Annotated in this window: 20 protein-coding genes; 10 read left to right on the top strand and 10 right to left on the bottom strand. The window is 67.5% G+C overall.

The features are described from left to right. Window positions 1-2: 2 nt before the first annotated feature. Window positions 3-359 carry a hypothetical protein gene (locus MFF22_RS01265; RefSeq protein WP_238247307.1) on the bottom strand — a complete coding sequence of 119 codons (357 nt, stop codon included), beginning with the start codon at window positions 357-359 and terminating at the stop codon, window positions 3-5. Between MFF22_RS01265 and MFF22_RS01260 the strand changes: the two genes are divergently transcribed. After that, window positions 337-1,023, top strand: a complete 687-nt coding sequence (locus MFF22_RS01260; RefSeq protein WP_238247386.1) for an FAD-dependent monooxygenase — start codon at window positions 337-339, stop codon at window positions 1,021-1,023. The two genes, MFF22_RS01265 and MFF22_RS01260, sit on opposite strands and share 23 nt — an antisense overlap. Here MFF22_RS01260 and MFF22_RS01255 read toward each other — a convergent pair. From MFF22_RS01255 to MFF22_RS01245, 3 genes are all read right to left on the bottom strand, one after another. Beyond that, window positions 1,020-1,268: a hypothetical protein gene (locus MFF22_RS01255; protein WP_238247306.1), complete on the bottom strand. Its 249-nt coding sequence runs from the start codon at window positions 1,266-1,268 to the stop codon at window positions 1,020-1,022. The genes MFF22_RS01260 and MFF22_RS01255 overlap by 4 nt on opposite strands. Window positions 1,269-1,453: 185 nt before the next feature. After that, the gene (locus MFF22_RS01250) at window positions 1,454-2,428 is read right to left on the bottom strand and encodes a quinone oxidoreductase family protein (protein WP_238247305.1); all 975 of its coding nucleotides are present in this window, start codon (window positions 2,426-2,428) and stop codon (window positions 1,454-1,456) included. A 55-nt stretch (window positions 2,429-2,483) separates the two neighbouring features. Continuing rightward, complete coding sequence (locus MFF22_RS01245; protein ID WP_238247304.1) at window positions 2,484-2,777, bottom strand: hypothetical protein; 294 nt, start codon at window positions 2,775-2,777, stop codon at window positions 2,484-2,486. A 585-nt stretch (window positions 2,778-3,362) separates the two neighbouring features. Between MFF22_RS01245 and MFF22_RS01240 the strand changes: the two genes are divergently transcribed. Next, the gene (locus tag MFF22_RS01240; protein ID WP_238247303.1) at window positions 3,363-3,623 is read left to right on the top strand and encodes a hypothetical protein; all 261 of its coding nucleotides are present in this window, start codon (window positions 3,363-3,365) and stop codon (window positions 3,621-3,623) included. Between the two features lie 63 nt (window positions 3,624-3,686). Here the strand turns inward: MFF22_RS01240 and MFF22_RS01235 are convergent, their stop codons facing one another. Then, window positions 3,687-4,400 carry a GntR family transcriptional regulator gene (locus tag MFF22_RS01235; RefSeq protein WP_238247302.1) on the bottom strand — a complete coding sequence of 238 codons (714 nt, stop codon included), beginning with the start codon at window positions 4,398-4,400 and terminating at the stop codon, window positions 3,687-3,689. Between the two features lie 351 nt (window positions 4,401-4,751). Between MFF22_RS01235 and aldA the strand changes: the two genes are divergently transcribed. The 7 genes from aldA to MFF22_RS01200 all read left to right on the top strand — a co-directional run bounded on the left by aldA (window position 4,752) and on the right by MFF22_RS01200 (window position 13,773). Then, on the top strand, window positions 4,752-6,191 hold the full coding sequence (gene aldA / locus MFF22_RS01230) for an aldehyde dehydrogenase (protein WP_370877596.1): 1,440 nt from the start codon (window positions 4,752-4,754) through the stop codon (window positions 6,189-6,191). Between the two features lie 212 nt (window positions 6,192-6,403). After that, window positions 6,404-7,258: a transporter gene (locus MFF22_RS01225; RefSeq protein ID WP_238247300.1), complete on the top strand. Its 855-nt coding sequence runs from the start codon at window positions 6,404-6,406 to the stop codon at window positions 7,256-7,258. Between the two features lie 179 nt (window positions 7,259-7,437). After that, window positions 7,438-7,998 (top strand): QcrA and Rieske domain-containing protein, encoded by a 561-nt coding sequence (locus MFF22_RS01220; RefSeq protein ID WP_238247299.1) that lies wholly within the window; start codon window positions 7,438-7,440, stop codon window positions 7,996-7,998. A 38-nt stretch (window positions 7,999-8,036) separates the two neighbouring features. After that, window positions 8,037-9,893 (top strand): PQQ-dependent dehydrogenase, methanol/ethanol family, encoded by a 1,857-nt coding sequence (locus MFF22_RS01215; protein ID WP_238247298.1) that lies wholly within the window; start codon window positions 8,037-8,039, stop codon window positions 9,891-9,893. Then, on the top strand, window positions 9,890-10,369 hold the full coding sequence (locus tag MFF22_RS01210) for a hypothetical protein (protein WP_238247297.1): 480 nt from the start codon (window positions 9,890-9,892) through the stop codon (window positions 10,367-10,369). Before MFF22_RS01215 ends, MFF22_RS01210 begins: the two co-directional genes overlap by 4 nt. 42 nt (window positions 10,370-10,411) lie before the next feature. Further along, window positions 10,412-12,007 (top strand): class I adenylate-forming enzyme family protein, encoded by a 1,596-nt coding sequence (locus MFF22_RS01205; protein ID WP_238247296.1) that lies wholly within the window; start codon window positions 10,412-10,414, stop codon window positions 12,005-12,007. A gap of 32 nt (window positions 12,008-12,039) precedes the next feature. Then, entirely contained in the window at window positions 12,040-13,773 is a 1,734-nt protein-coding gene (locus tag MFF22_RS01200; RefSeq protein ID WP_238247295.1) for a 2-hydroxyacyl-CoA lyase, read from the top strand. A gap of 1 nt (window position 13,774) precedes the next feature. Here MFF22_RS01200 and MFF22_RS01195 read toward each other — a convergent pair whose 3' ends face one another. From MFF22_RS01195 to MFF22_RS01175, 5 genes are all read right to left on the bottom strand, one after another. Continuing rightward, window positions 13,775-14,098: a DUF6285 domain-containing protein gene (locus MFF22_RS01195; protein WP_238247294.1), complete on the bottom strand. Its 324-nt coding sequence runs from the start codon at window positions 14,096-14,098 to the stop codon at window positions 13,775-13,777. Beyond that, window positions 14,091-15,122: a phosphotransferase family protein gene (locus tag MFF22_RS01190; protein WP_238247293.1), complete on the bottom strand. Its 1,032-nt coding sequence runs from the start codon at window positions 15,120-15,122 to the stop codon at window positions 14,091-14,093. The genes MFF22_RS01195 and MFF22_RS01190 overlap by 8 nt, the downstream gene beginning before the upstream one ends. A gap of 2 nt (window positions 15,123-15,124) precedes the next feature. Then, window positions 15,125-15,892 carry an SDR family NAD(P)-dependent oxidoreductase gene (locus tag MFF22_RS01185; protein ID WP_238247292.1) on the bottom strand — a complete coding sequence of 256 codons (768 nt, stop codon included), beginning with the start codon at window positions 15,890-15,892 and terminating at the stop codon, window positions 15,125-15,127. Between the two features lie 7 nt (window positions 15,893-15,899). Further along, entirely contained in the window at window positions 15,900-17,078 is a 1,179-nt protein-coding gene (gene bktB / locus MFF22_RS01180) for a beta-ketothiolase BktB (RefSeq protein ID WP_238247291.1), read from the bottom strand. Window positions 17,079-17,151: 73 nt separating this feature from the next. Further along, window positions 17,152-18,363 carry an acyl-CoA dehydrogenase family protein gene (locus MFF22_RS01175; protein ID WP_238247290.1) on the bottom strand — a complete coding sequence of 404 codons (1,212 nt, stop codon included), beginning with the start codon at window positions 18,361-18,363 and terminating at the stop codon, window positions 17,152-17,154. A 113-nt stretch (window positions 18,364-18,476) separates the two neighbouring features. Here MFF22_RS01175 and MFF22_RS01170 point away from each other — a divergent pair, with 113 nt between their 5' ends. Further along, window positions 18,477-19,193 carry a TetR/AcrR family transcriptional regulator gene (locus MFF22_RS01170; protein ID WP_238247289.1) on the top strand — a complete coding sequence of 239 codons (717 nt, stop codon included), beginning with the start codon at window positions 18,477-18,479 and terminating at the stop codon, window positions 19,191-19,193. Window positions 19,194-19,349: the final 156 nt, after the last annotated feature.

Genomic DNA, 19,349 nt, shown 5'->3' with positions numbered 1-19,349 from the left:
CTTCAGTCTCGGAAGATCTGCACCTCGTCGCCTGCGAGCGCCATGCGCTGATCGGCACACCATTGCTGCTCGCCAACCACCTTCACCTCGTCAAAGCGGCGCGCCAGCTCGCTCTTGAAAGCAGCCTCTGATTGCTCCTCACCAAGTATTTCCTTCGCAACATCGCGGGCAGTCTGAGAGATCCTGAGTGCGGTCGTGCTGTCGATCGTAAAATGCTTTGTGCAGAAGGTGATAATCGCCGACTGCGCGCTGGACGCTCGGAGAAGGGCTAAGGCCTGTTTTTCCCGATCGTGCGCTCCGCTTGGACCGATCATAGCGGAAGTCACTACGGTGACAATGAAGAAGGTTCGCAAGAGCACGTGCACATTCCCACTCACCCGCAATCACACGCCGTGGGTGTACCAGCTGGAAGCTTCGAGGCGCTCGTCTGTTCCGAGGCGCGATACCCTCACCATCGGAGGACGACTGACCTGCTCGAAACGGACAAGCTTCAGATCGAAGGTTACGAAAGCTGTCGGATGGGAGGCGGCACCAAAGGACGCATTGGTCGCCTTGCACGATGAGGCGGTGGTATACGAAAAGAGCGACTGCTTTTGGGGCATGCGTGCCATCCCGGACCACCGTTGGGACACGCAATCCAGACTGACCATCCTCGGGGATGCCGCCCACGCCAAGCCGCCCTTCACCGGCGAAGGCGTGAACCTCGCGCTCCTTGCGCCCGCCTCTACTGCGGGGCCTTCCACAACGTGGTCTGGCCGGGGACCCGGTGGCGTGGGACCGAACACTATCGCCCGGCAAGTGCGCGCGATTCCCGATTTCCAGCCGCTCGAACGACTGCTACCAAACGTGCAGCCCGAAGTCCGCAAGCTCGGCATGCGCCGGCCTGTCGCCTACGTGGTCCGTAGCCGATATGGCACGTGGGGTCCCAGTCGCGCTCCGGTCATCTTATGCTTGAGTACTACATTTGCGACGTCTGAAATGAATCGACGCCAGAGTGCAGCGTCGATCCGAGCCATAGCTTAATAGGAACCCGGGACAGGCAAACCCATCACCTTTTGGGCTTTGTAAGACGGAACGGCGATGGTCCCCGTCGTCTCGACGTCGCGGCGGTAGGCCGGGCGGGCGAAGCCGTAGTCCGTTTCGGAGCGTACGCTGGAACCGACGTTACGCGTGTCTGACACCGCGCTTTTGCCATGCGCTGGGCCAGTTTGCGCGAAGGCGCTCCCTGCGCCCAGGGTCAAGCTGGCAGCAACGAGTATGCGGATCATGACAATCTCCTAGGGGGCGCGTCTGGTATCGACGCTTCGACACTTTGAAAGTGGTGCGCCCCAAGGAGATTTCTTGTGCATTGCCGCACATTGCGCTGCGACGCACAATGGATCTTTTGGATTAGATTGGCTGGCCCCTCGCAAGCCTCGCGAGTTCCCTGCAGATATGAATTCCGCTGCTCAGGTCACGGCAGCAACACAGTCGCGCCGACCGTGGCACGGGCTTCCAAGGCGGCATGAGCTCTGCCGGCCTCCGCCAAGGGCATTTGCAGCGTGGTCTCGACGCGCAGCACTCCGGCGGCAAAAGCCGCGAAGACCTCGGTAGCCATTGCATTGAGGGAGGCGCGGTCGCGGACGAAGTGGAACACCACCGGCCGGGACAGGGAATTCGAGCGGCCGCCCAGAGCTGCAGGCGGCATCGGCTCGACCGGACCCGAGGCCTGACCGTAGTTCACCAGGGTGCCGAAATAGGCGAGGCTCTTCAACGATTGGTCGAATGTCTCGCGGCCGACGGCGTCGTAGACGGCATCAGCGCCGCGTCCTCCGGTGAGCGCCATCACGGTCTCCGCGAAACCGCCGTCGCGATAGAGAATCACCTCGTGCGCGCCGGCCGCCCGGGCTCTCTCGGCCTTATCGGCGCTGCCAGCGGTCCCGATCACCGTGGCGCCCAGATGCCTCCCCCAACGGCACGGGAGCTGCCCGACCCCGCCTGCGGCCGCATGGACGAGGATCACATCCCCCGCCTTCACGACATGGACACGCTGCAACAGCATGCAGGCGGTCAACCCTTTGAGCAGCAGCGACGCGGCCTCGACGTCGCCGAGCCCATCGGGCAGCGCCACCGCGAGGGAGGCAGGCAGGATCCGCCGCTCCGCGTAGCCGCCATAGGCTCCAGTGATGTAACCGACCCGCTGGCCGACCTGGAAATCCTCGACGCCGGGGCCCAGCGCCTCCACCCGCCCGACCGCCTCGATGCCCGGCACGCCCGGCAGCGGCAGGGTCCGGTAGAGGCCCGAGCGGACATAGCAGTCGTAGAAGTTCACCCCCACCGCCGTCTGCCGGATCAGGATTTCACCGGGCCCCGGCGCGCCGACGGCGACATCCTCCAAGACCAGGGCTTCCGGCCCGCCATGCGCGCGCAGGACGATGGCTGCCGACATCTCCGATCCCCTCCCGCCATCGCCCGCCGCTTCGCGTCCCGGCGGGACAGTGCACCTATCGGTCGCCTTTCGGCTCCTTCGTTCCAGTCCCCGCGCCGGCGCCGCCGTTCGTGGCCGTGTTACCGCCGTTGCCGGTGGGGCTTGCGGTCGGCGTGGGGTTGCTGCCGTCCTTCAGCGTCATTCCCGGTCCCGGCGACGCAGTCCCCGTTCCCGAGCCCTCGCCACCGTTGATCACGCCGTTCCCGCCGTCGGCCGTCGGCGCTTTTGTCGGCTCGACCTGGGCCAGCACGGCGGACGTCCCGGCCAGCGCCACGGCACCGGTCACGATGGCGATGAACACGGCGCGCATCCGAAGGATTCCCTGAAGCGAAGAGGGTGATGGGCAAGGAGGCCGCCACGCGGACGAGACGGCGTGTCGTCGTCTCAGAGACGGGGCAACCGGGTCCGCGAATGCCGCGCCCGGCTTCCTGGCGTGGGGAGGCCCATTACCCGGCGCCCGCTCGACCGATAATGACGCCTCCCACCCATCCGAACCGGCTCGACGCTGCTGCCGATGGCTCGGGCGCCCGGCGTGAGCCCCGGTGCGGCCGTGGCCGGCTGGGCGCCGACGAAGGCGGCGAGCAGGATTGTAGCGCCGAAGATTGCCGCTGACCGCATATCCAATGTCCCGCCGATAGGAATTCTCAACATCAAAACATCGATAGTGTCCTTCAGTTCCTGCCCAATCTTGCTCGGCTGTGTTGGCCGTCGCGCCGCGCACCTGTTCCAGTCCTGCCCTGGGTGTCGGCGCCCCGGATCGGGGATCTGCTTGACTCGCGAGCCGGCGCGATCCCGGTATAGGGCTTTCAACCAGTTGATCTCGAGTAACCGTCCGTCGCTTTGGCGTGCAACTTCGCCTTCGTCCGCCCGTTAGGGGGCGTGACAGGAGAATCGAATGAAGACGCTTCTATTCGCCGCCGCGATCCTTGTGAGCGGGAGCGGCGGTCTGGCCCTTGCGCAACCGGCGGGGGCCACGCCCGAACCGGCGCCGACGACCGTGCCCGATGGTGCCCCGGCGAACCGGGAGGGGCGCGCGCCGAGCCGGGAGGCGGTTCCGGCCCCTGCGCCGAACGATCCCAACACGACCGGTCCCGACAAGGTCAACGGGCTCGAAGTGCCGCGGATGAAGGATTCGCAGGACGGCCGTCACCCGTGATTGCGGGGCGCCCCCCGGCACGTCATGCGTGGGGGGCGCCCACCCCGGATCGGGGATCGCGGCTCACCGCAGGCTGCGACTGACGGACCGGCGGCGCTGCTCGGATTTCGCGGTCTCGTGCATCTTCTCCAGCTTCGAGACGAACTTGGCGGAGGCCCGGCTGATATGGGCGCGACCGAGCCGGTCGGCCTCGTCCGCATCCTTCGCGATGATCGCCCGCAGGATCTCAGCGTGTTCGTCCCAGATGTTGGTGGAGATGTTGCGTTCGACGCGCAGCACCTCGCCCATGATGCGCCGCATGTGGTGCCAATGCGGGCGGGCCGCCTCCTCGATGACGGCGTTGCCCGAAAGTTCGGTGATGAACTGGTGGAACGCGATGTCCTCGGCGATCTGCCTGGCGATCGAGCCGCTGGCGATGGCCTCGCGGCCACGGGCGATGATCTCGCGGCCCCGCGCCTCCGCCTGCTCGCCCGCGCGCTGGGCCGCCAGCCGGCAGGATAGGCCATCGAGCACCTCGCGCACCTCGTAGGCGCTGCGCATCAACGCGACATTGAGCTCCGCCACGACCACGCCCCGCTTGGGCGCATCCGCCACGAACCCGCGGTCCCGCAAGAGCATGATCGCCTGCTGGATCGGCTGGCGCGACACCTCGTAAGCCTCGGCCAACTCGTCCTGAATCAGGCGCGTGTTCGCCGGCAGGGTGCCGTCGCAGATCTCGTCCAGGATCCGTTCGTAGACCTGCCCGACCAGGTTCGGAGCGATTGTGGGTTTTGGCATCGACATCCGTCCGCCCGCCTGGGGCAATCCCCCGTCCTGTCGCGCAGCCGCTTGCACTCGGCTCCCGAGACGTGTACGACTTCGAATGCAAACTTTGAATTCAAAGACGTGTCCCAGGGTCCGAGGACCACGCGTTCATGCCCGCAAAGCGTGACCGGCCGCAAGGTGCCAACCCTGCGCCGCCGTCGTCGCAGTGCGGCCGCCCCGACCTTTCCGCATCGCTGACGATGTCCGCTTCTGAGATTTTTTAAAACTTTAGATCTTCCGCAAGACACGCCAACAGCGTCCCAAAGAATGGCCGCTGCCTCGACAATAAGCAGACCATACATCCGGCAGATTGGGAGGATGACCGTGAACGCCCCTCTTTCAAATTATATCGGCGGACGCCTGATCGCCAGCGGCAGCAGCGACCTGATCCCGGTCCTCAATCCTTCCAGCGGCGCCGTCATCTCCGAGATGCCGGTCTCCTCACGTGAGGCCGTGGACGAGGCGGTCGCCGCCGCCAAGACGGCCCAGGTCGCCTGGGGCCGCCTGCCGGCGATCCAGCGCGGCAACGCCCTGCGCGCCATCTCGGCGCGGATCCGCGAGCGGGTCGAGCCGATCGCGCGGATCATCTCGCAGGAGCAGGGCAAGCTCTTCGGCCTCGCGAAGGTCGAGGTCGCCTTCGCCGCCGATTACCTCGACTACATGGCCGAGTGGGCGCGCCGGATCGAGGGCGAGATCATCGAGAGCGACCGGCCGGGCGAAAACATCTTCCTGTTCCGCAAGCCCATCGGCGTCGTCGGTGCGATCCTGCCGTGGAACTTTCCGTTCTTCCTGATCGCCCGCAAGCTCGGCCCGGCGCTCGTCACCGGAAATTCCATCGTGATCAAGCCGAGCGAGGAGACCCCCCTCAACGCCGCCGCCTTCATCGAACTGCTCGACGGGCTCGACATCCCTGAGGGCGTCATCAATGTCGTCTACGGCACCGGCGCCGGCGTGGGCGAGGCCATCTCCTCGCACCCTGATATTGGGCTCATCAGCTTCACCGGTAGCGCGGCCACAGGCTCGCGCATCATGGCCGCCGCCGCGCGCAACATCACGAAGGTGAACCTGGAACTCGGCGGCAAGGCGCCGGCCATCGTGCTGAAGGATGCCGACCTTGAGAAGGCGGCCAAGGCGGTTGCCGCCTCGCGCACTCTGAACAGTGGGCAGGTCTGCAACGCAGCCGAGCGCGTTTACGTCGAACGGTCGATCGCCGACGCCTTCGTCGCGCGGGTTTCCAAAGAGATGAAGGCGATGCGGGTCGGCGACCCCCTCGGCGCGACCGAGATCGACATGGGGCCGATGATCAACCGCGCCGGCGTGTGCAAGGTCGAAGAGCTCGTCCGCTCCGCCCTGGACAGCGGCGCGACCCTCGTCACCGGCGGTCGCGGAACCGCCGAGGAGGGCAAGGGCACGTATTACGAGCCGACCGTGATCACCGGCTGCCGCCAGGACATGGACGTCATGCGCAAGGAGATTTTCGGACCCGTCCTGCCGGTGATGACCGTCGACAGCCTGGACGAGGCGATCTCTCTCGCGAACGATTGCGAATACGGCCTGACCTCCTCGATCTACACCGAGAACTTGTCGAGCGCGTTGAAGGCAAGCCGCGAGCTGAGCTTCGGTGAGACATACATCAACCGCGAGAACTTCGAGGCGATGCAGGGCTTCCATGCCGGAAACCGCAAATCGGGGATCGGCGGGGCCGACGGAAAGCACGGGCTCTACGAATACACCAGCACGCACGTCGTTTATATACAGTCCTGATGTCATCGATGCAGATTTACAACGCCTGAAAAAAAGATTTTGATATCAGCGTAGCAGCGGCATATGCGTTATTTACATGCCACTGAAAGAAAAACTAAAATAGATCGATCGCGCGAACGGCTATAATCATAATAATCCGTCTCGCGAGTGCGTAATCATACGCATGCCGGGGGAACGCCATGTCGAAGGGTTGGAAACATTTCGCTGCGGCCATGCTGAGCCTCGCCGGTTTGGCCACGCCACATAGCTCGGCCTCGGCCGCCGACGTCACTTTCGCGGTGATCGGCCCGCGTGAGTACGAACTGCCGGTCAACTACAAGGACTTTTTCGCATTCGTCCAATACGGAGAGTTTAACTCGTCGTCGCAATACTTCGACGCACGCGGCAACCTGACGAGCCAGCCCCGTCAGAACCTCGCCATCGGTCTCAGCAAATTCGTCTATTTCACGACGTTTGATTCGCTCCCCGGCGTCGGCATCGCCTTCGAGGCGATCCTGCCGGAGGCCTATCTCGGCGTGCGCGGCGGCGGCGAGCAGCTCGGTTTCGGCGACACGATCTGGGGCGTGGCCACTTGGATCAAGCCGACTGAGAACAGCACGCTCGGCTTCCAGACTTTTCTTCAGGCGCCGATCGGCACGGACAACTTCACGAACAACTACTACGCCAACCTCTCCAGCATCCTGTTCGACGTGCAGGGCGAGCGCTTCAGCTTTACCGGCGACGCGGGCGGAATCTTCCGCAGCGAGCAGAACGCGCCCGGCCAGCCGCGGATCAATCCCGGCATGACGTTCCACACCAACCTGCGCCTCGGTTACAAGCTGAACGAGCCGAAATTTCCGGTCGAGCCATTTCTGTCGCTCGACTACCAGTACAACACGGCGTCCGACTTGGCTTTGAGCCACCTGATCATCCCGAACAGCCACGGACAGGATCTCGCCCTCGGCGCTGGCTTGGCGTGGTTCTACGATCCCAAGCAGTCGATCACCGTGCGCTACTCGCGCAGCGTCTACGGCGTCAACATGACGCCGACGAATGCCGTATACTTAAAGTATGTCTATATTCCGTGATAATATATTATGAGTACAAGCCAAACCTGGCAATAAAAACGGGACATGATCTATCGCTGAGGTGACGGAGATCGGTCAATTGTAAGGGAAGCCGATCGAAAAGGCGTCCGAACGCGGCATGTGCTGCGTTCGCCCACGGGCCGAGGCCGCGCCAACCGGTCAGCAGAGGAAACGTTCAGATGTCGGTGAAGAACGGATGCGGAGTGAGGATCGACCGGCGAACCGCCCTTCTGGGAATCGCCGGTTGCTGCCTCGCCAGTCCCGTCCTGGCAGGGCCCGAGGAAGAATTGCCCGAGAAGGGCGACAGCCTCGTCTACGCGGACGGCGACCTGGAGGGTAAGCCGATCGTCCTCGCGGCGCTGAAGGAGGCCGAGCCGGTGCTGGCCACCGCCGTCGATCCGTCCGGCGTGCAGCGGACGGAATCGCGCTTCGCCAAGATCGTCCTCGTGCGGGTGCCTGAGGCCGACATCGACGAGGACACCAAGCCCCACACCGCAGACAACGTGATCGCCCTCTCGGCGATCTGCACCCACCAGGGCTGCACGGTGAACGGTTGGGATCCCGCCAACAAGGCATTGCTCTGCTTCTGCCACGGTTCGGAATTCGTGCCGGGCGAGGGCGGGCGCGTCGCCAAGGGGCCGGCGCGCAAGCGCATTCCGATGCTGCCCTTGGCCAAGAACGACAAGGGGGAGGCCCAGGTCGCGGGCAGCTTCCTCGGGAAACCCGGTCCGGGCGCCTGACGCGACACGACAAGAACCGACGAACAGGGAGTGGAACGATGATCCATCAGGGTGGTCGCAAGACCGGGCGGACGATGCTCGCCGCCTTCCTCGGCGCGACGGCGCTGACCTGCGGTGCGCTCGGCGCCGCCAAGGCCGGCGATGCGGTGCAGGATTACAAGCCGGTCTCCGACGAGCGCCTCGCCAACCCCGAGCCGGAGAACTGGCTGCAATATCGCGGCAACTACGCTGGCTGGGGCTACAGCCCGCTCGACAAGATCACGCCCGAGAACGTCGGCCGGCTCGTGCCCGCCTGGACACTCTCGACCGGTGTGATGGACGGCCACCAGTCGCCGCCCATCGTCAACAACGGCATCATGTTCATCTCGACGCCGCAGGCGCAGGTGCTGGCGGTCGATGCCCGCGACGGCACGGTGCTGTGGCGCTACCAGAAGGACCTGCCGCCGGAGCTGTTCCAGCTTCATCCGACCAACCGCGGCGTCGGGCTCTACGGCGACAAGGTCTACGTCGCCACCACCGATGCCTGTGTCGTCGCCCTGGAAGCCAAGACCGGCAAGGTCGCCTGGACCAAGTGCGTCGCCAAGTGGAAGGACGGCTATTACATGACCCTGTCGCCGCTGGTGGCGAAGGGCAAGGTCGTGGTCGGCGTCTCCGGCGGCGAGTTCGGTATCCGCGGCTTTATCACCGCCCTCGATGCCGAGACCGGCGACGAGAAGTGGAAGACCTTCACCGTCGCGGGCCCCGACGATCCGGGCTTCAAGACCTGGAAGGGCGATGCGTGGAAGACCGGCGGCGCGCCGGTCTGGATCCAGGGGACCTACGACCCGAAGGCGGAACTGGCCTATTTCGGCACCGGCAACGGCGGCCCGTGGATGCCGGACACGCGCCCCGGCGACAATCTCTATTCGACATCCGCCCTCGCCCTGGACATCAATACGGGTGCGATCAAGGGGTATCATCAGTACCACTACAACGATGCGTGGGACTGGGATGAGGTCTCGGCGCCGGTGCTGATCGACATCACCCGCAACGGCAAGAAGATCCCGGCGGCGATCCACGCCGGCCGCGACGGCTATCTCTGGACCCTGGAGCGGACCAAGGACGGGCCGATCAACTTCGTCGACGCCAAGCCCTTCGTGGAGCAGGACGTCTTCTCCGGTCTCGACCCGAAGACCGGGCGGCCGACCTACCATATGGACAAGGTACCCAACACGGGCAAGAAGGTCTCATTCTGCCCGAGCCTGTGGGGCGGGAAGGACTGGCCGCCGGAGGCGTATAATCCCGGCACCGGCCTGTTCTACATCCCGGCCAACACCAATCTCTGCGCCGACATCCAGGGCGTGGCGGTGAAGAACCGCAAGCCGGGCGAACTCTACATCGGCGTGCCGGTGGAAGAGATCCTGTCGAGCCTGCGCTTCAAGGACGGGCTCGATGTCAGCAAGCCGGTGCGCATCGGCCAGCTTCAGGCGTGGGATCCGAACACCGGCAAGCAGGTCTGGACCCATGACTTCATGGATTCGGCCACCTGGGGCCCGGTGCTGACCACCGGCAGCGGCCTCGTATTCGCCGGCGGCACCAGCGACCGCAAGTTCCGCGCCTTCGACGGCAAGACCGGCAAGGTCCTGTGGGAGATGCGCCTGAACTCCGGCACGATCGGCGTGCCCTCCTCCTTCGCGGTGGACGGCGTGCAATACGTGGCGGTCCAGTCGGGCTGGGGCGTCGATGCCGACCGGATGCTCGGCGGCATCAACAGCCACCTGCCGGAGGAGCGCCGGGTGCGCATGGCCCCGCAGGGCGGCGTCGTGTGGGTGTTCAAGGTGATGGATCAGGCGGTGGAAAAGGCCACGGGCGGCAAGCGCGCCGACGCGGCCGGCACCAAGGCGTCCGCGCGATGAGGCGCGTGATCCTGGCGGCGGCGCTGGCGGCGGGGCTCCTCGGCCTCGCCCCCGGCCTCCCGGCCCGCGCTGCGGCGGAACGGGGGGCGCTGCCCTCCGACCCGCAGGGGGTGGTCGATTACGTCAAGACCGCCGTGCGCGACCACGACGAGGACGCGATCGAGCGGCTGGTGAACTGGGACGGCGTACGCCTGCCCCGGAAGCGCCTGACGCTCTACCAGATCAGGACCACTTTCGGACGCCCGATCAAGGACATGGCCATCGAAGACTTCCCGGCCGACGGGCTCGCGGAGATCGAGGCCCGCGGCAGCTTCAAGCCCAACATGCCGGTGACGAAGCGGCTGCGGATCGTCTTCGACGAGGACAAAGGCGCGCCCGACGAACAACCATCAGCCAACGTCTTCCTGCTGGGCGAGAAGGACGGTGCCTACCGGATCGCCGTCCTGAACTCGGTCGGCCCGCCGCGGGGCAAATGACGACCGTCCATAGCGCCACCTCGTGACGCCTGAGAGAGTGCGATGAAGGACCTCCTGACATTCGGCCAGATGCTCGCGGTTCACGCCCGCCTGCGCCCTGAGGCAAGCGGTGCAAGGGACCTCGAGCGGGCGATGAGCTTTCGCCTGTGGAACGAGCGGGCGTGTCGCCTCGGCAACGCGCTCCTCGGGCTCGGGCTCGCAAAAGGCGCTCGTGTCGCGGTGCTGGCCTATAACTGCGTCGAGTGGGCCGAGATCTACGCGGCGACCGCCAAGGCCGGTCTCGTGGCGGTGCCGATCAACTTCCGGCTCGTCGGCAAGGAGGTCCAGTTCATCGTCGAGAACGCCGAGGCCGAGGCCCTGATCGTTCAGGATGAACTCGCCGGCCTCATCGAGGCGATCCGCGCCGATCTGCCGGTGCCGGCGGCGAACGTCATCCAGTTCGGCCGGAGCCGGCCCGGCCAGGGTGGGTTTCGCGACTACGAGGAATTCCTCGCTCAGGGGAGCCCGCGGGAGCCGGAGGTTGCGGTGTCTCCCGATGACCCCTGGATGCTGATGTACACGTCGGGGACCACCGGAAACCCGAAGGGCGCGATCCGCAGCCATCGCGGGGCGGCGAACCTCGCCCTCTGCACGGAAATCGAACTCGGCATCCACCGAAACGACGGCGCGCTGCTCGTCATGCCGATGTGCCATGCCAACTCGCTCTATTTCTTCGGAGCGTTCAGCTATTGCGGCGGCAGCATCACGATCTATTCCCGCAAGAGCTTCGACCCGGAGCATTGCCTGAAGACGCTGGCCGAGGGCGAGGCGACCTTCACCTCCCTGGTCCCGACCCATTACATCATGATGCTCGGCCTCGCGGCCGGGGTGCGGGACAAGTACAACCTCGACGGTGTCACCAAGCTGATGATCTCGTCCGCGCCCGCCCGCCAGGAAACCAAGCGCGCGGTCATGGAGCTGTTTCCGAATTCCGGCCTGTTCGAGCTCTACGGGGCCACCGAGACCGGCTGGGTCACGATGCTCCACCCGCGGGAGCAGTTCACCAAGCTCGGCTCGGTCGGCCGCGAATGCGTCGGCTCGGCCCCGATCAAGCTGCTGGACGCCGACGGGAACGAGGTGCCGGACGGGCAGCCGGGCGAGTTGTATTGCAACAACCCGTACCTGTTCGACGGATACTGGAAGCTGCCCGAGAAGACGGAGGCCGCCTTCCGGGGTGAGTACTGCACCGTGGGCGACATGGCGATCCGCGATGCGGACGGCTTCATCCAGCTCGTCGACCGCAAGAGCAACATGATCATCTCCGGCGGCGAGAACGTCTACCCGTCCGAGGTCGAGGCGGCCCTGGGGCGCCACCCGGCGGTGCGGGATGTCGCGGTGATCGGCCTGCCCGATGCCAAATGGGGCGAGCGTGTCCACGCGGTCGCCGTGCTCCATGACGGGGCCGTCCTGAACGCCAACGAGCTGATCGAGTGGAGCCGGGAGCATCTCGCCGGCTTCAAGTGCCCGCGCAGCGTGTCCTTCGTTGCGGTGGACGACGTGCCGCGCAACGCGACCGGCAAGGTCCTGCACCGGGTGTTGAAGGAGCAGGTTCTGGAGAGCGAGCGCACCGCCAAGGCCGACCAGCGGGCTGCGAGCTGAAGCGCCGGCCCTGACGATCGAAGGAAATGTCCATGCAGATCTCGTCCGACAGCGTCGCGGCCGTTGTCGCCCGGTCCCTCAAGGCGCGCGGCGTCACGCGCGTCTTCGCGCTCTGCGGCGGCCACATCATGCCGATCTGGATGCGCCTCGACGCCGAGGGCATCCGGATCGTCGACGTGCGCGACGAGCGGGCCGCCGTCCACATGGCGCAGGCCCATCACGAGGTGACGGGTGAACTCGGAGTCGCCCTGGTGACGGCCGGTCCCGGCATGACCAATGCCATCACCGGCATCGCCAACGCCCACGTCTCCCGCGCCGCCGTGTTGGTCCTGTCCGGCACCAATCCCCGCGGTCAGGAGAACCGCGGCGGATTGCAGGATCTCGACCACACGCATCTCGTGCGCACGATCACCCGCTACGCCCGGACGGTGCGCGAGCCGGCGCTGGCCCTGGCCGAACTCGACGAGGCGATCACCCGCGCCTTGGGAGAGGGCGGCGAGCCCGGTCCGTCCTACATCGATTTCCCCGCCGACACCCTGCGCGGCCTCGTGCCCAAGCCCCTTCAGATGGAGGAGCACCTCCGGCCCAAGCCCCGCGTCGTCCCGCAGCCAGACCCCGACCGGATCGCGGCGGCGGTCGATCTGCTCTGGTCGGCCCGGCGCGTCCTCGTGATCTCGGGGCGCGGCGCCCGCAGGGCCGGGCCGGAACTCGTCGCCCTGCTCGACCGGCTCGGCGCGGTCTACCTCGACACCGGCGAGAGCCGGGGCCTCGTGCCGGACGCCCACCCGTCCGTCGTCGGCGCAATGCGCGGCGCGGTAATGGGCGACGCGGACGTGGTGCTCACCATCGGGCGCCGGCTGGATTTCCAGCTCGCCTACGGATCGCCGGCCGTGTTCGGGGACGCGCGCTTCGTGCGGTTCGCCGACACGGCGGCGGAGTTGCGCGACAATCGCCGGGGCGCCGTCGAGGTCCTGGCCGATCCCGCCGCCGCACTCCGCGCCCTCCTGGACGCCGTCGGGAACCGCGCGAGTGCCGTCGATCGGGATTGGGCGGCCTCGCTCCGGTCCCAGCACGAACAGCGGGCGCGGAAGCTCAAGCAGACCATGGCCTCGGCGGCGCCCGGCAGCGACGGGCGGCTCCATCCGAACCGGGTGATCGCGGCGCTCCAGGCCGCGATCGAGCCGGATTCCATCGTCGTGACCGACGGCGGCGACTTCCTGAGCTTCGCCCGGATCGGCCTCTCGGCCACGACCATGCTCGATCCGGGACCGTTCGGGTGCATCGGCGTCGGCGTGCCCTACGGCATCGCGGCGAGCCTCGCCTGCCCGGAGCGCACGACTGTGGTCGCGACAGGGGACGGCGCCTTCGGCTTCAACGCCATCGAGCTCGACACGGCCGCGCGCCACAAGGCGCCGGTCCTGATCGTGGTCGCCAACAACGGGGCGTGGCAGATCGAGGTACACGACCAGACCGTGACCCACGGCAAGGTGGTGGGCACGCGGCTGTCGTTCAGCGATTACGCCGGGATGGCGCGCGCCCTGGGGATGCACGGCGAGCGCGTGGAGCGTGAGGAGGATCTGGGGCCGGCGATCCGGCGCGCCCTCGCCAACAGGCCCGCGCTCCTCGACGTGGTGGTCACGCCGGAGGCGGTCTCGTCGGATGCCAAGACCGGCCTCGCCTGGGTGCCGGATCTCCAGCCCCTCGCCTCCTGGGACGAGGCGGAGCGCGCTTGGCGCTCCGGCGACGGGCCCTCGCTTCAAGCCTGAATTACTTTACCGGTGGGCGCGGCTTCCAGATCCTGGAGGCCACGTCGGCCTTGGCGGAAAGGGCGGCGTGGAGCGCGGGGTCGGCGTCCCGTCGCCCCGCGCGGATCGCACGGACGAGCGCATCGGCTCCCTCCCCGGCGAGGAGGTCGGCCTCGGCGGCGGCGAGCCCATCCCCCTCCCCGATCTCACGGGCCGCGATGCCCAGCGCGTTCGCCACCATCAGCGCCACGTAGCGCGGGCGGCCGGTGAGGCCGGGCACGACCTCCTCGGCAAGCGCCCGGCGGGCGGCCTCGATCAGGTCGGCGCCGGAAGGGTCGTCACGCATCGGAAAGGCTCCGTGGCCAGGCGGCGGGGGCGGTGGCGGCGAGGATCGCCTGTTCCAGTTCCGGCACCATCCGCCCGGTGAGGGCGAGTTCGAGGGAGAACTCCCGGCCCGAGACGTGGCGGGCGCCCTGTTCGAGGGCGATGACGGCCCAGCGCAGATGCGCCATCACCTCCCAGTAGGCGACCCGCTGGCGGTCCACCGGCTGCCCGCCCCCGGCGGCGTAGCCGCGCTCGAACGCGTCGCGGGAGCCGATGCCGCCCGCCTCCTTGTCGTGGCGGCCGAAGCGCCAGCAGGCGGCGCAGAACCAGCCGAGATCCTGGGCCGGATCGCCCCAGCCGGCGAATTCCCAATCGAGGATCGCGGTCAGCCCCGTCTCATCGACCATGTAATTGCCGGTGCGGAAGTCCCGGTGGACGAGGGCCGGCGCCGGGCAGGACGGCGCGGCGACCTCGGCCCAGCGCAGGCCCCATTCGATGGCCGGGCGCTTGGCGCCGATCCCATCGAGGTTTTCGCGCAGGCGCGCGATCTCGGCGCGGGCCGGGTCCGGCTCGGGCGGGCCGAGGAAGGCGAGCGCCGGCGGCGGGTCCTGGCGCGGATCGAGGACGCCGTGGATCTTGGCGAGTTCGCGCCCAAGGTCCTCGGCGAGGGTTTCACGGTCGCCGCCGAGGGTGAGGTCTTTGGCGATGCGCGGCCCGAGGCCGACCCCCGCCACCAGCCCCATCAGGGCGAAGGGCGCGCCGATCACCCCCGCATCGTCGCAGAAGCCGACCGGCTCGGGCACGCGCACCCCCGCCGCGTGGGCGGCTTCGAGCAGGCGGAACTCCTCCCGCCGGGAGCGGCTGGAGGCGATGGTGGCGGCCGCGTCCCGCCGCAGGACGAACTCCCGCACCCCCTCCCCGCTCCGGCAGCGGATCAGGCGGTTCTCCTGGATCGAACCGCCGCCGAGGGGGCGGCTCTCCTCGATCCGCAGATCCGGCACGCCGAGATGCGAGGCGATCCAGGCGGTGAGCCGCGTCTCGTCCATGCTCACAGCCCCGAGACGAGGTGGCCGCCATCGACGGCGAGGACCGAGCCGGTCATGTACGATCCGGCCTGCGAGGCGAGGAGCAGCAGCGCCCCGTCGAGTTCGCCGGCCTCGCCGAGGCGGCGCTGGGGCACGCGTTTGATGAGGGCCTTGCCGGGCTCGGACTCGAAGAACGCGGCGTTGAGTTCGGTGCGCACGTAGCCCGGCGCCAGGGCGTTCACGCGAATGCCGTGGCGCGCCCATTCGAGGGCGAGGCTCTTGGTCAATTGGATCACGGCGGCCTTCGAGGCGGCGTAGGAAGCGAGGCCCCCCGCGACCCGCAGGCCGAGGATCGAGGCGACGTTGACGATGCTGCCCCCCTGCCCCGCCGCGACCATGCTCTTTGCGGTGGCCTGGGCGACGAGGAACACGCCCTTCAGGTTGGTGTCGAGCACCCCGTCCCACTCGGCTTCCGAGAGGTCGAGGGCCGGGGTCGTGGTGGTGACGCCCGCGTTGTTCACGAGCACCGACACCGGGCCGAAGCGCTCCTCTGCTTGAGTCAGAGCCGCCTCGATGCTCGCCCGGTCGGTGACGTCCATCACGATCGCCTGGGCCTGTCCGCCCCGCGCCTCGACGGCGGCGACGGTCTCCGCCAGGGCCTCCGCCCGGCGGGCGCCGAGGGAGAGCGTCGCCCCGGTCGTCGCCAGCATGGTGGCGAAGTGGCGCCCGAGCCCGCTCGACGCGCCGGTCATGAGGATGTGCCGGCCGGTCAGGTCGAAGATGCCGCTCATGCTCGCCTCACTGCACGCGCTCGAAGGCGACGGCGATGCCCTGGCCGCCGCCGATGCACATCGTGGCGAGACCGTAGCGGCCGCCGACGCGGGCGAGTTCGTAGAGGGTCTTCACGGCGATGATCGCCCCGCTGGCGCCGATCGGGTGGCCGAGCGCGATGGCGCCGCCGTTCGGGTTCACCTTGTCCGGGTCGAGGTCGAGGGCGCGGGACACCGCGCAGGCCTGGGCGGCGAAGGCCTCGTTCGACTCGATGACGTCGAAGTCGGCGGCGCGCAGGCCGGTGCGCGCGAACAGGCGCGTCACGGCCGGGACCGGGCCCATCCCCATCTCGGAAGGGTCGACGCCGGCATGGGCATAGCCGACGATGCGGGCGAGCGGCTTGGCGCCCTCGCGGGCGGCCTTGTCGGCGCTCATCAGCACGAGGGCGGCGGCGCCGTCGTTGAGGCCGGACGCGTTGCCGGCGGTGACGCTGCCGGTCTTGGCGAAGGCCGGGCGGAGCTTGGCGAGGTCGTCGCGGCTCGTGGCCTTGGGGTGCTCGTCGGTGTCGAAAGGTACGGTCTCGCGCTTGCGCTGCACCGGGATCGCCAGGATCTGGTCGCGGAACCGGCCTTCCGCGATGGCCCGGGCCGCGCGGGACTGGCTCTGTTCGGCGAAAGCGTCCTGATCCTCGCGGGAGATGCCGTAGCGGCTCGCGATGTTCTCGGCGGTGACACCCATATGGCCGTTGCCGAACGGATCGGAGAGCGCGCCGGTCATGTAATCGACGGCGGTGATGTCGCCCATCTTCTGGCCGAACCGGGCCGCCGAGAGAAGGTGCGGCGACCGGCTCATGCTTTCGGCGCCGCCCGCGAGCGCGGCATCCGCATCGCCCAGCATCACGGATTGGGCGGCCGAGACGATGGCCTGCAGGCCGCTGCCGCAGAGGCGGTTCACGGTCATCGCCGGCACTTCCTGCGGGATGCCGCCCTCCATCGCCGCGACGCGGGCGATATAGGCGTCGCGCGGGGTCGTGGGGATGACGTGGCCGAAGACCACGTGGCCGATCTCCTCACCCTTGGTCCCGGAGCGTGCCAGCGCCTCGGTCACGCATCGCGCGGCGAGTTCGGAGGGCTGGATCGCCGCCAGCGACCCGCCGAAGGTGCCGATGGCCGTGCGCACGGCCCCGGTGATGACCACGTCCGTCATGAAGACCGTTTCCTTTCTCTCTCACGCGATCGAGCGCATCCCCCCTCTCCCCGCCAGCGGGGAGAGGGGATGCTCACGCCGCGTCCCCCACATCCCAGGTCCAGAAGGCGTCGCCCTCGGACTCGAGGTTGCGGTTCAGCACCATCTTGTGGACCTCGTCGGCCCCGTCCACGAGCCGTGCCTGCCGGGCGTAGCGGTAGATCCATTCGAGGGGCGTGTCCGTCGAATAGCCCCGCGCGCCGTTGATCTGGATCGCCGTGTCGGCCGCCGCGTGCAGGAGGTTCGCCACATGGACCTTCGCCATGGAGACCTCCTTGCGGGCGAAGCTGCCCCGGTCCAGCGCCCAGGCGGCCTTGGCCACGAGGAGCCGACCGATCTCGATGCGCATGGCGAGGTCGCCGAGCATGAGCTGGATGCTCTCGCGGTCGGCGAGGCGGATGCCGAAGCCGTGCCGCTCGGCGGCGTAGGCGCGGGCGATCTCGACGCAGCGCTTCGACAGGCCGAGCCAGCGCATGCAATGGGTCAGGCGTGCCGGGCCGAGGCGGATCTGCGTGAGCTTGAGCCCGTCGCCCTCGTTCATCAGCACGTCGCGCGCGGGGATTTCCAGCCCCTCGAAGGCGATCTCGCAATGGCCGCCGTGCTCCTCCGGCCCCATGATCCCGATGCGCCGGACGATATGCCAGCCGGGGCTGTCCCGGTGGAACAGGAAGGCGGTGAGGCCCTTGCGGGCATCGTCGGAGGTTCGCGCCATCAGGATGAAGTGGGCCGCGTCCTCCGCGCCCGTGATGTACCATTTACGGCCGGTGACGACGTAGCTGTCCCCCCGCCGCTCGGCGCGGGTCTGGATCATGCCGGGGTCGGAGCCGCCGCCGGGATGGGGCTCCGTCATCGCGAAGGCGGATCGGACCTCGCCGCGCACGATCGGATCGAGCCAGCGCGCCTTCTGCTCGGGGGTGGCGACCTTCTCCAGCACCATCATGTTGCCGTCGTCGGGGGCGGCGGAGTTGAACACCACCGGCCCAAAGATCGAGCGGTTCATCGCCTCGTAGCAGACCGCCATGCCGACCTTGTCGAGGCCCGCCCCGCCGGTCTCCGGCTTGAGCTGGAGGCACCACAGCCCCTCGGCGCGGGCGAGGCCGCGCAGGCGCTCCAACTCCGGCAGGGCGATGTTGCCGTGGCCGTCATAGGCGGCCTTGTCCCGCTCCACGGGGATGACGTGGGTGTCGACGAAGGCCGCGATGCGGGAGCGGTACTCCTCGACGCGCGGGGAAATCGTGAAATCCATCGGGAGCGGCTTCCCCAGATCGTCGAAAAAACGAGCGAGCGCTCGCTTTATTTAGCGTTTGAACTCGGCCGTGGCAACAGGCTATGAAACCCCATGGGCGAGACGATGGACCCATGACGCTGGCACGGGATCCGGATGTGAAGGGTGCGGCGGTGGAGGCATTCCCCAGAAACGCCACGACGACCGAAGCGGTCTGCGCCCGCATCCTCGAACGTCATCGCGACCACGTGAGCGTGCGCAAGCCGCACCTCGCCACCGCCAACCTCGCCCGAATCATTGAGGCGGTGCTGAAACTGTCGAGCCGGCAGAGCTTTCACGAAATCAGCTTGCGCGACCTCGCCCGCGTCACCGGCCTCAGCATGGGCGGCCTCTATTCCTATTTCGACAACAAGAACACCCTCCTCGTCATGATCCTAACGGAGGTGTCCGAGACGGTGGAGGCGGTTTTGCGGGATGCGCCCGCTGGACTCGAGGCCGATCCCGCCGCGCATCTGCGCTGGCTGATCGAGACGCATATTCGGCTCACCGAGGCGATGCAGCCGTGGTTCGTCTTCGCCTTCATGGAGGCGAAGGGCTTCCCCGCCGCCGCGCGGGCCTTCGCCATCGAGAGCGAACTCGCCACGGAGCGGATCTTCGCGGATGTGCTGGCGCGTGGGGTCGAGCGAGGCGTCTTCGCGATCCCCGATGTCAACCTGACAGCCGCGCTCATCAAGCCATTGCTGCAGGATTGGTACGTCAAGCGTGCGAAATACCGGAAACGCGGCACGCCCATCGGCGCTTATATTGCCAGCGTAATCGCCTTCGTCGAACGCGCGATCACGAAGTCGTAAAGGGGGAAGAGCCCACGGCGGACGGATTTCGGTCTTGCCGCCAAGCATATTCGCATTCAATATCTGAATTCAGATGGACGCCAGTCGAGTGAGCGGCGGCCAAGTCGCGAACGAGGGAGAAACGCCGTGGGTCAACCGAACGACGAGGCCGCGCGT

The sequence above is a fragment of the Methylobacterium persicinum genome, assembly GCF_022179525.1.
Taxonomy (GTDB): domain Bacteria; phylum Pseudomonadota; class Alphaproteobacteria; order Rhizobiales; family Beijerinckiaceae; genus Methylobacterium; species Methylobacterium persicinum.
This window is presented reverse-complemented; position numbering and strand designations above follow the sequence as displayed.

What these genes read in the sequence shown, in the direction of transcription:
- MFF22_RS01260 (WP_238247386.1), top strand. Translation starts at nt 337, where the DNA reads ATGAAGAAGGTTCGCAAGAGCACGTGCACATTCCCACTCACCCGCAAT.
- MFF22_RS01255 (WP_238247306.1), bottom strand. Translation starts at nt 1,268, where the DNA reads ATGATCCGCATACTCGTTGCTGCCAGCTTGACCCTGGGCGCAGGGAGC.
- MFF22_RS01250 (WP_238247305.1), bottom strand. Translation starts at nt 2,428, where the DNA reads ATGTCGGCAGCCATCGTCCTGCGCGCGCATGGCGGGCCGGAAGCCCTG.
- MFF22_RS01245 (WP_238247304.1), bottom strand. Translation starts at nt 2,777, where the DNA reads ATGCGCGCCGTGTTCATCGCCATCGTGACCGGTGCCGTGGCGCTGGCC.
- MFF22_RS01240 (WP_238247303.1), top strand. Translation starts at nt 3,363, where the DNA reads ATGAAGACGCTTCTATTCGCCGCCGCGATCCTTGTGAGCGGGAGCGGC.
- MFF22_RS01235 (WP_238247302.1), bottom strand. Translation starts at nt 4,400, where the DNA reads ATGCCAAAACCCACAATCGCTCCGAACCTGGTCGGGCAGGTCTACGAA.
- MFF22_RS01225 (WP_238247300.1), top strand. Translation starts at nt 6,404, where the DNA reads ATGCTGAGCCTCGCCGGTTTGGCCACGCCACATAGCTCGGCCTCGGCC.
- MFF22_RS01220 (WP_238247299.1), top strand. Translation starts at nt 7,438, where the DNA reads ATGTCGGTGAAGAACGGATGCGGAGTGAGGATCGACCGGCGAACCGCC.
- MFF22_RS01215 (WP_238247298.1), top strand. Translation starts at nt 8,037, where the DNA reads ATGATCCATCAGGGTGGTCGCAAGACCGGGCGGACGATGCTCGCCGCC.
- MFF22_RS01210 (WP_238247297.1), top strand. Translation starts at nt 9,890, where the DNA reads ATGAGGCGCGTGATCCTGGCGGCGGCGCTGGCGGCGGGGCTCCTCGGC.
- MFF22_RS01205 (WP_238247296.1), top strand. Translation starts at nt 10,412, where the DNA reads ATGAAGGACCTCCTGACATTCGGCCAGATGCTCGCGGTTCACGCCCGC.
- MFF22_RS01200 (WP_238247295.1), top strand. Translation starts at nt 12,040, where the DNA reads ATGCAGATCTCGTCCGACAGCGTCGCGGCCGTTGTCGCCCGGTCCCTC.
- MFF22_RS01195 (WP_238247294.1), bottom strand. Translation starts at nt 14,098, where the DNA reads ATGCGTGACGACCCTTCCGGCGCCGACCTGATCGAGGCCGCCCGCCGG.
- MFF22_RS01190 (WP_238247293.1), bottom strand. Translation starts at nt 15,122, where the DNA reads ATGGACGAGACGCGGCTCACCGCCTGGATCGCCTCGCATCTCGGCGTG.
- MFF22_RS01185 (WP_238247292.1), bottom strand. Translation starts at nt 15,892, where the DNA reads ATGAGCGGCATCTTCGACCTGACCGGCCGGCACATCCTCATGACCGGC.
- bktB (WP_238247291.1), bottom strand. Translation starts at nt 17,078, where the DNA reads ATGACGGACGTGGTCATCACCGGGGCCGTGCGCACGGCCATCGGCACC.
- MFF22_RS01175 (WP_238247290.1), bottom strand. Translation starts at nt 18,363, where the DNA reads ATGGATTTCACGATTTCCCCGCGCGTCGAGGAGTACCGCTCCCGCATC.
- MFF22_RS01170 (WP_238247289.1), top strand. Translation starts at nt 18,477, where the DNA reads ATGACGCTGGCACGGGATCCGGATGTGAAGGGTGCGGCGGTGGAGGCA.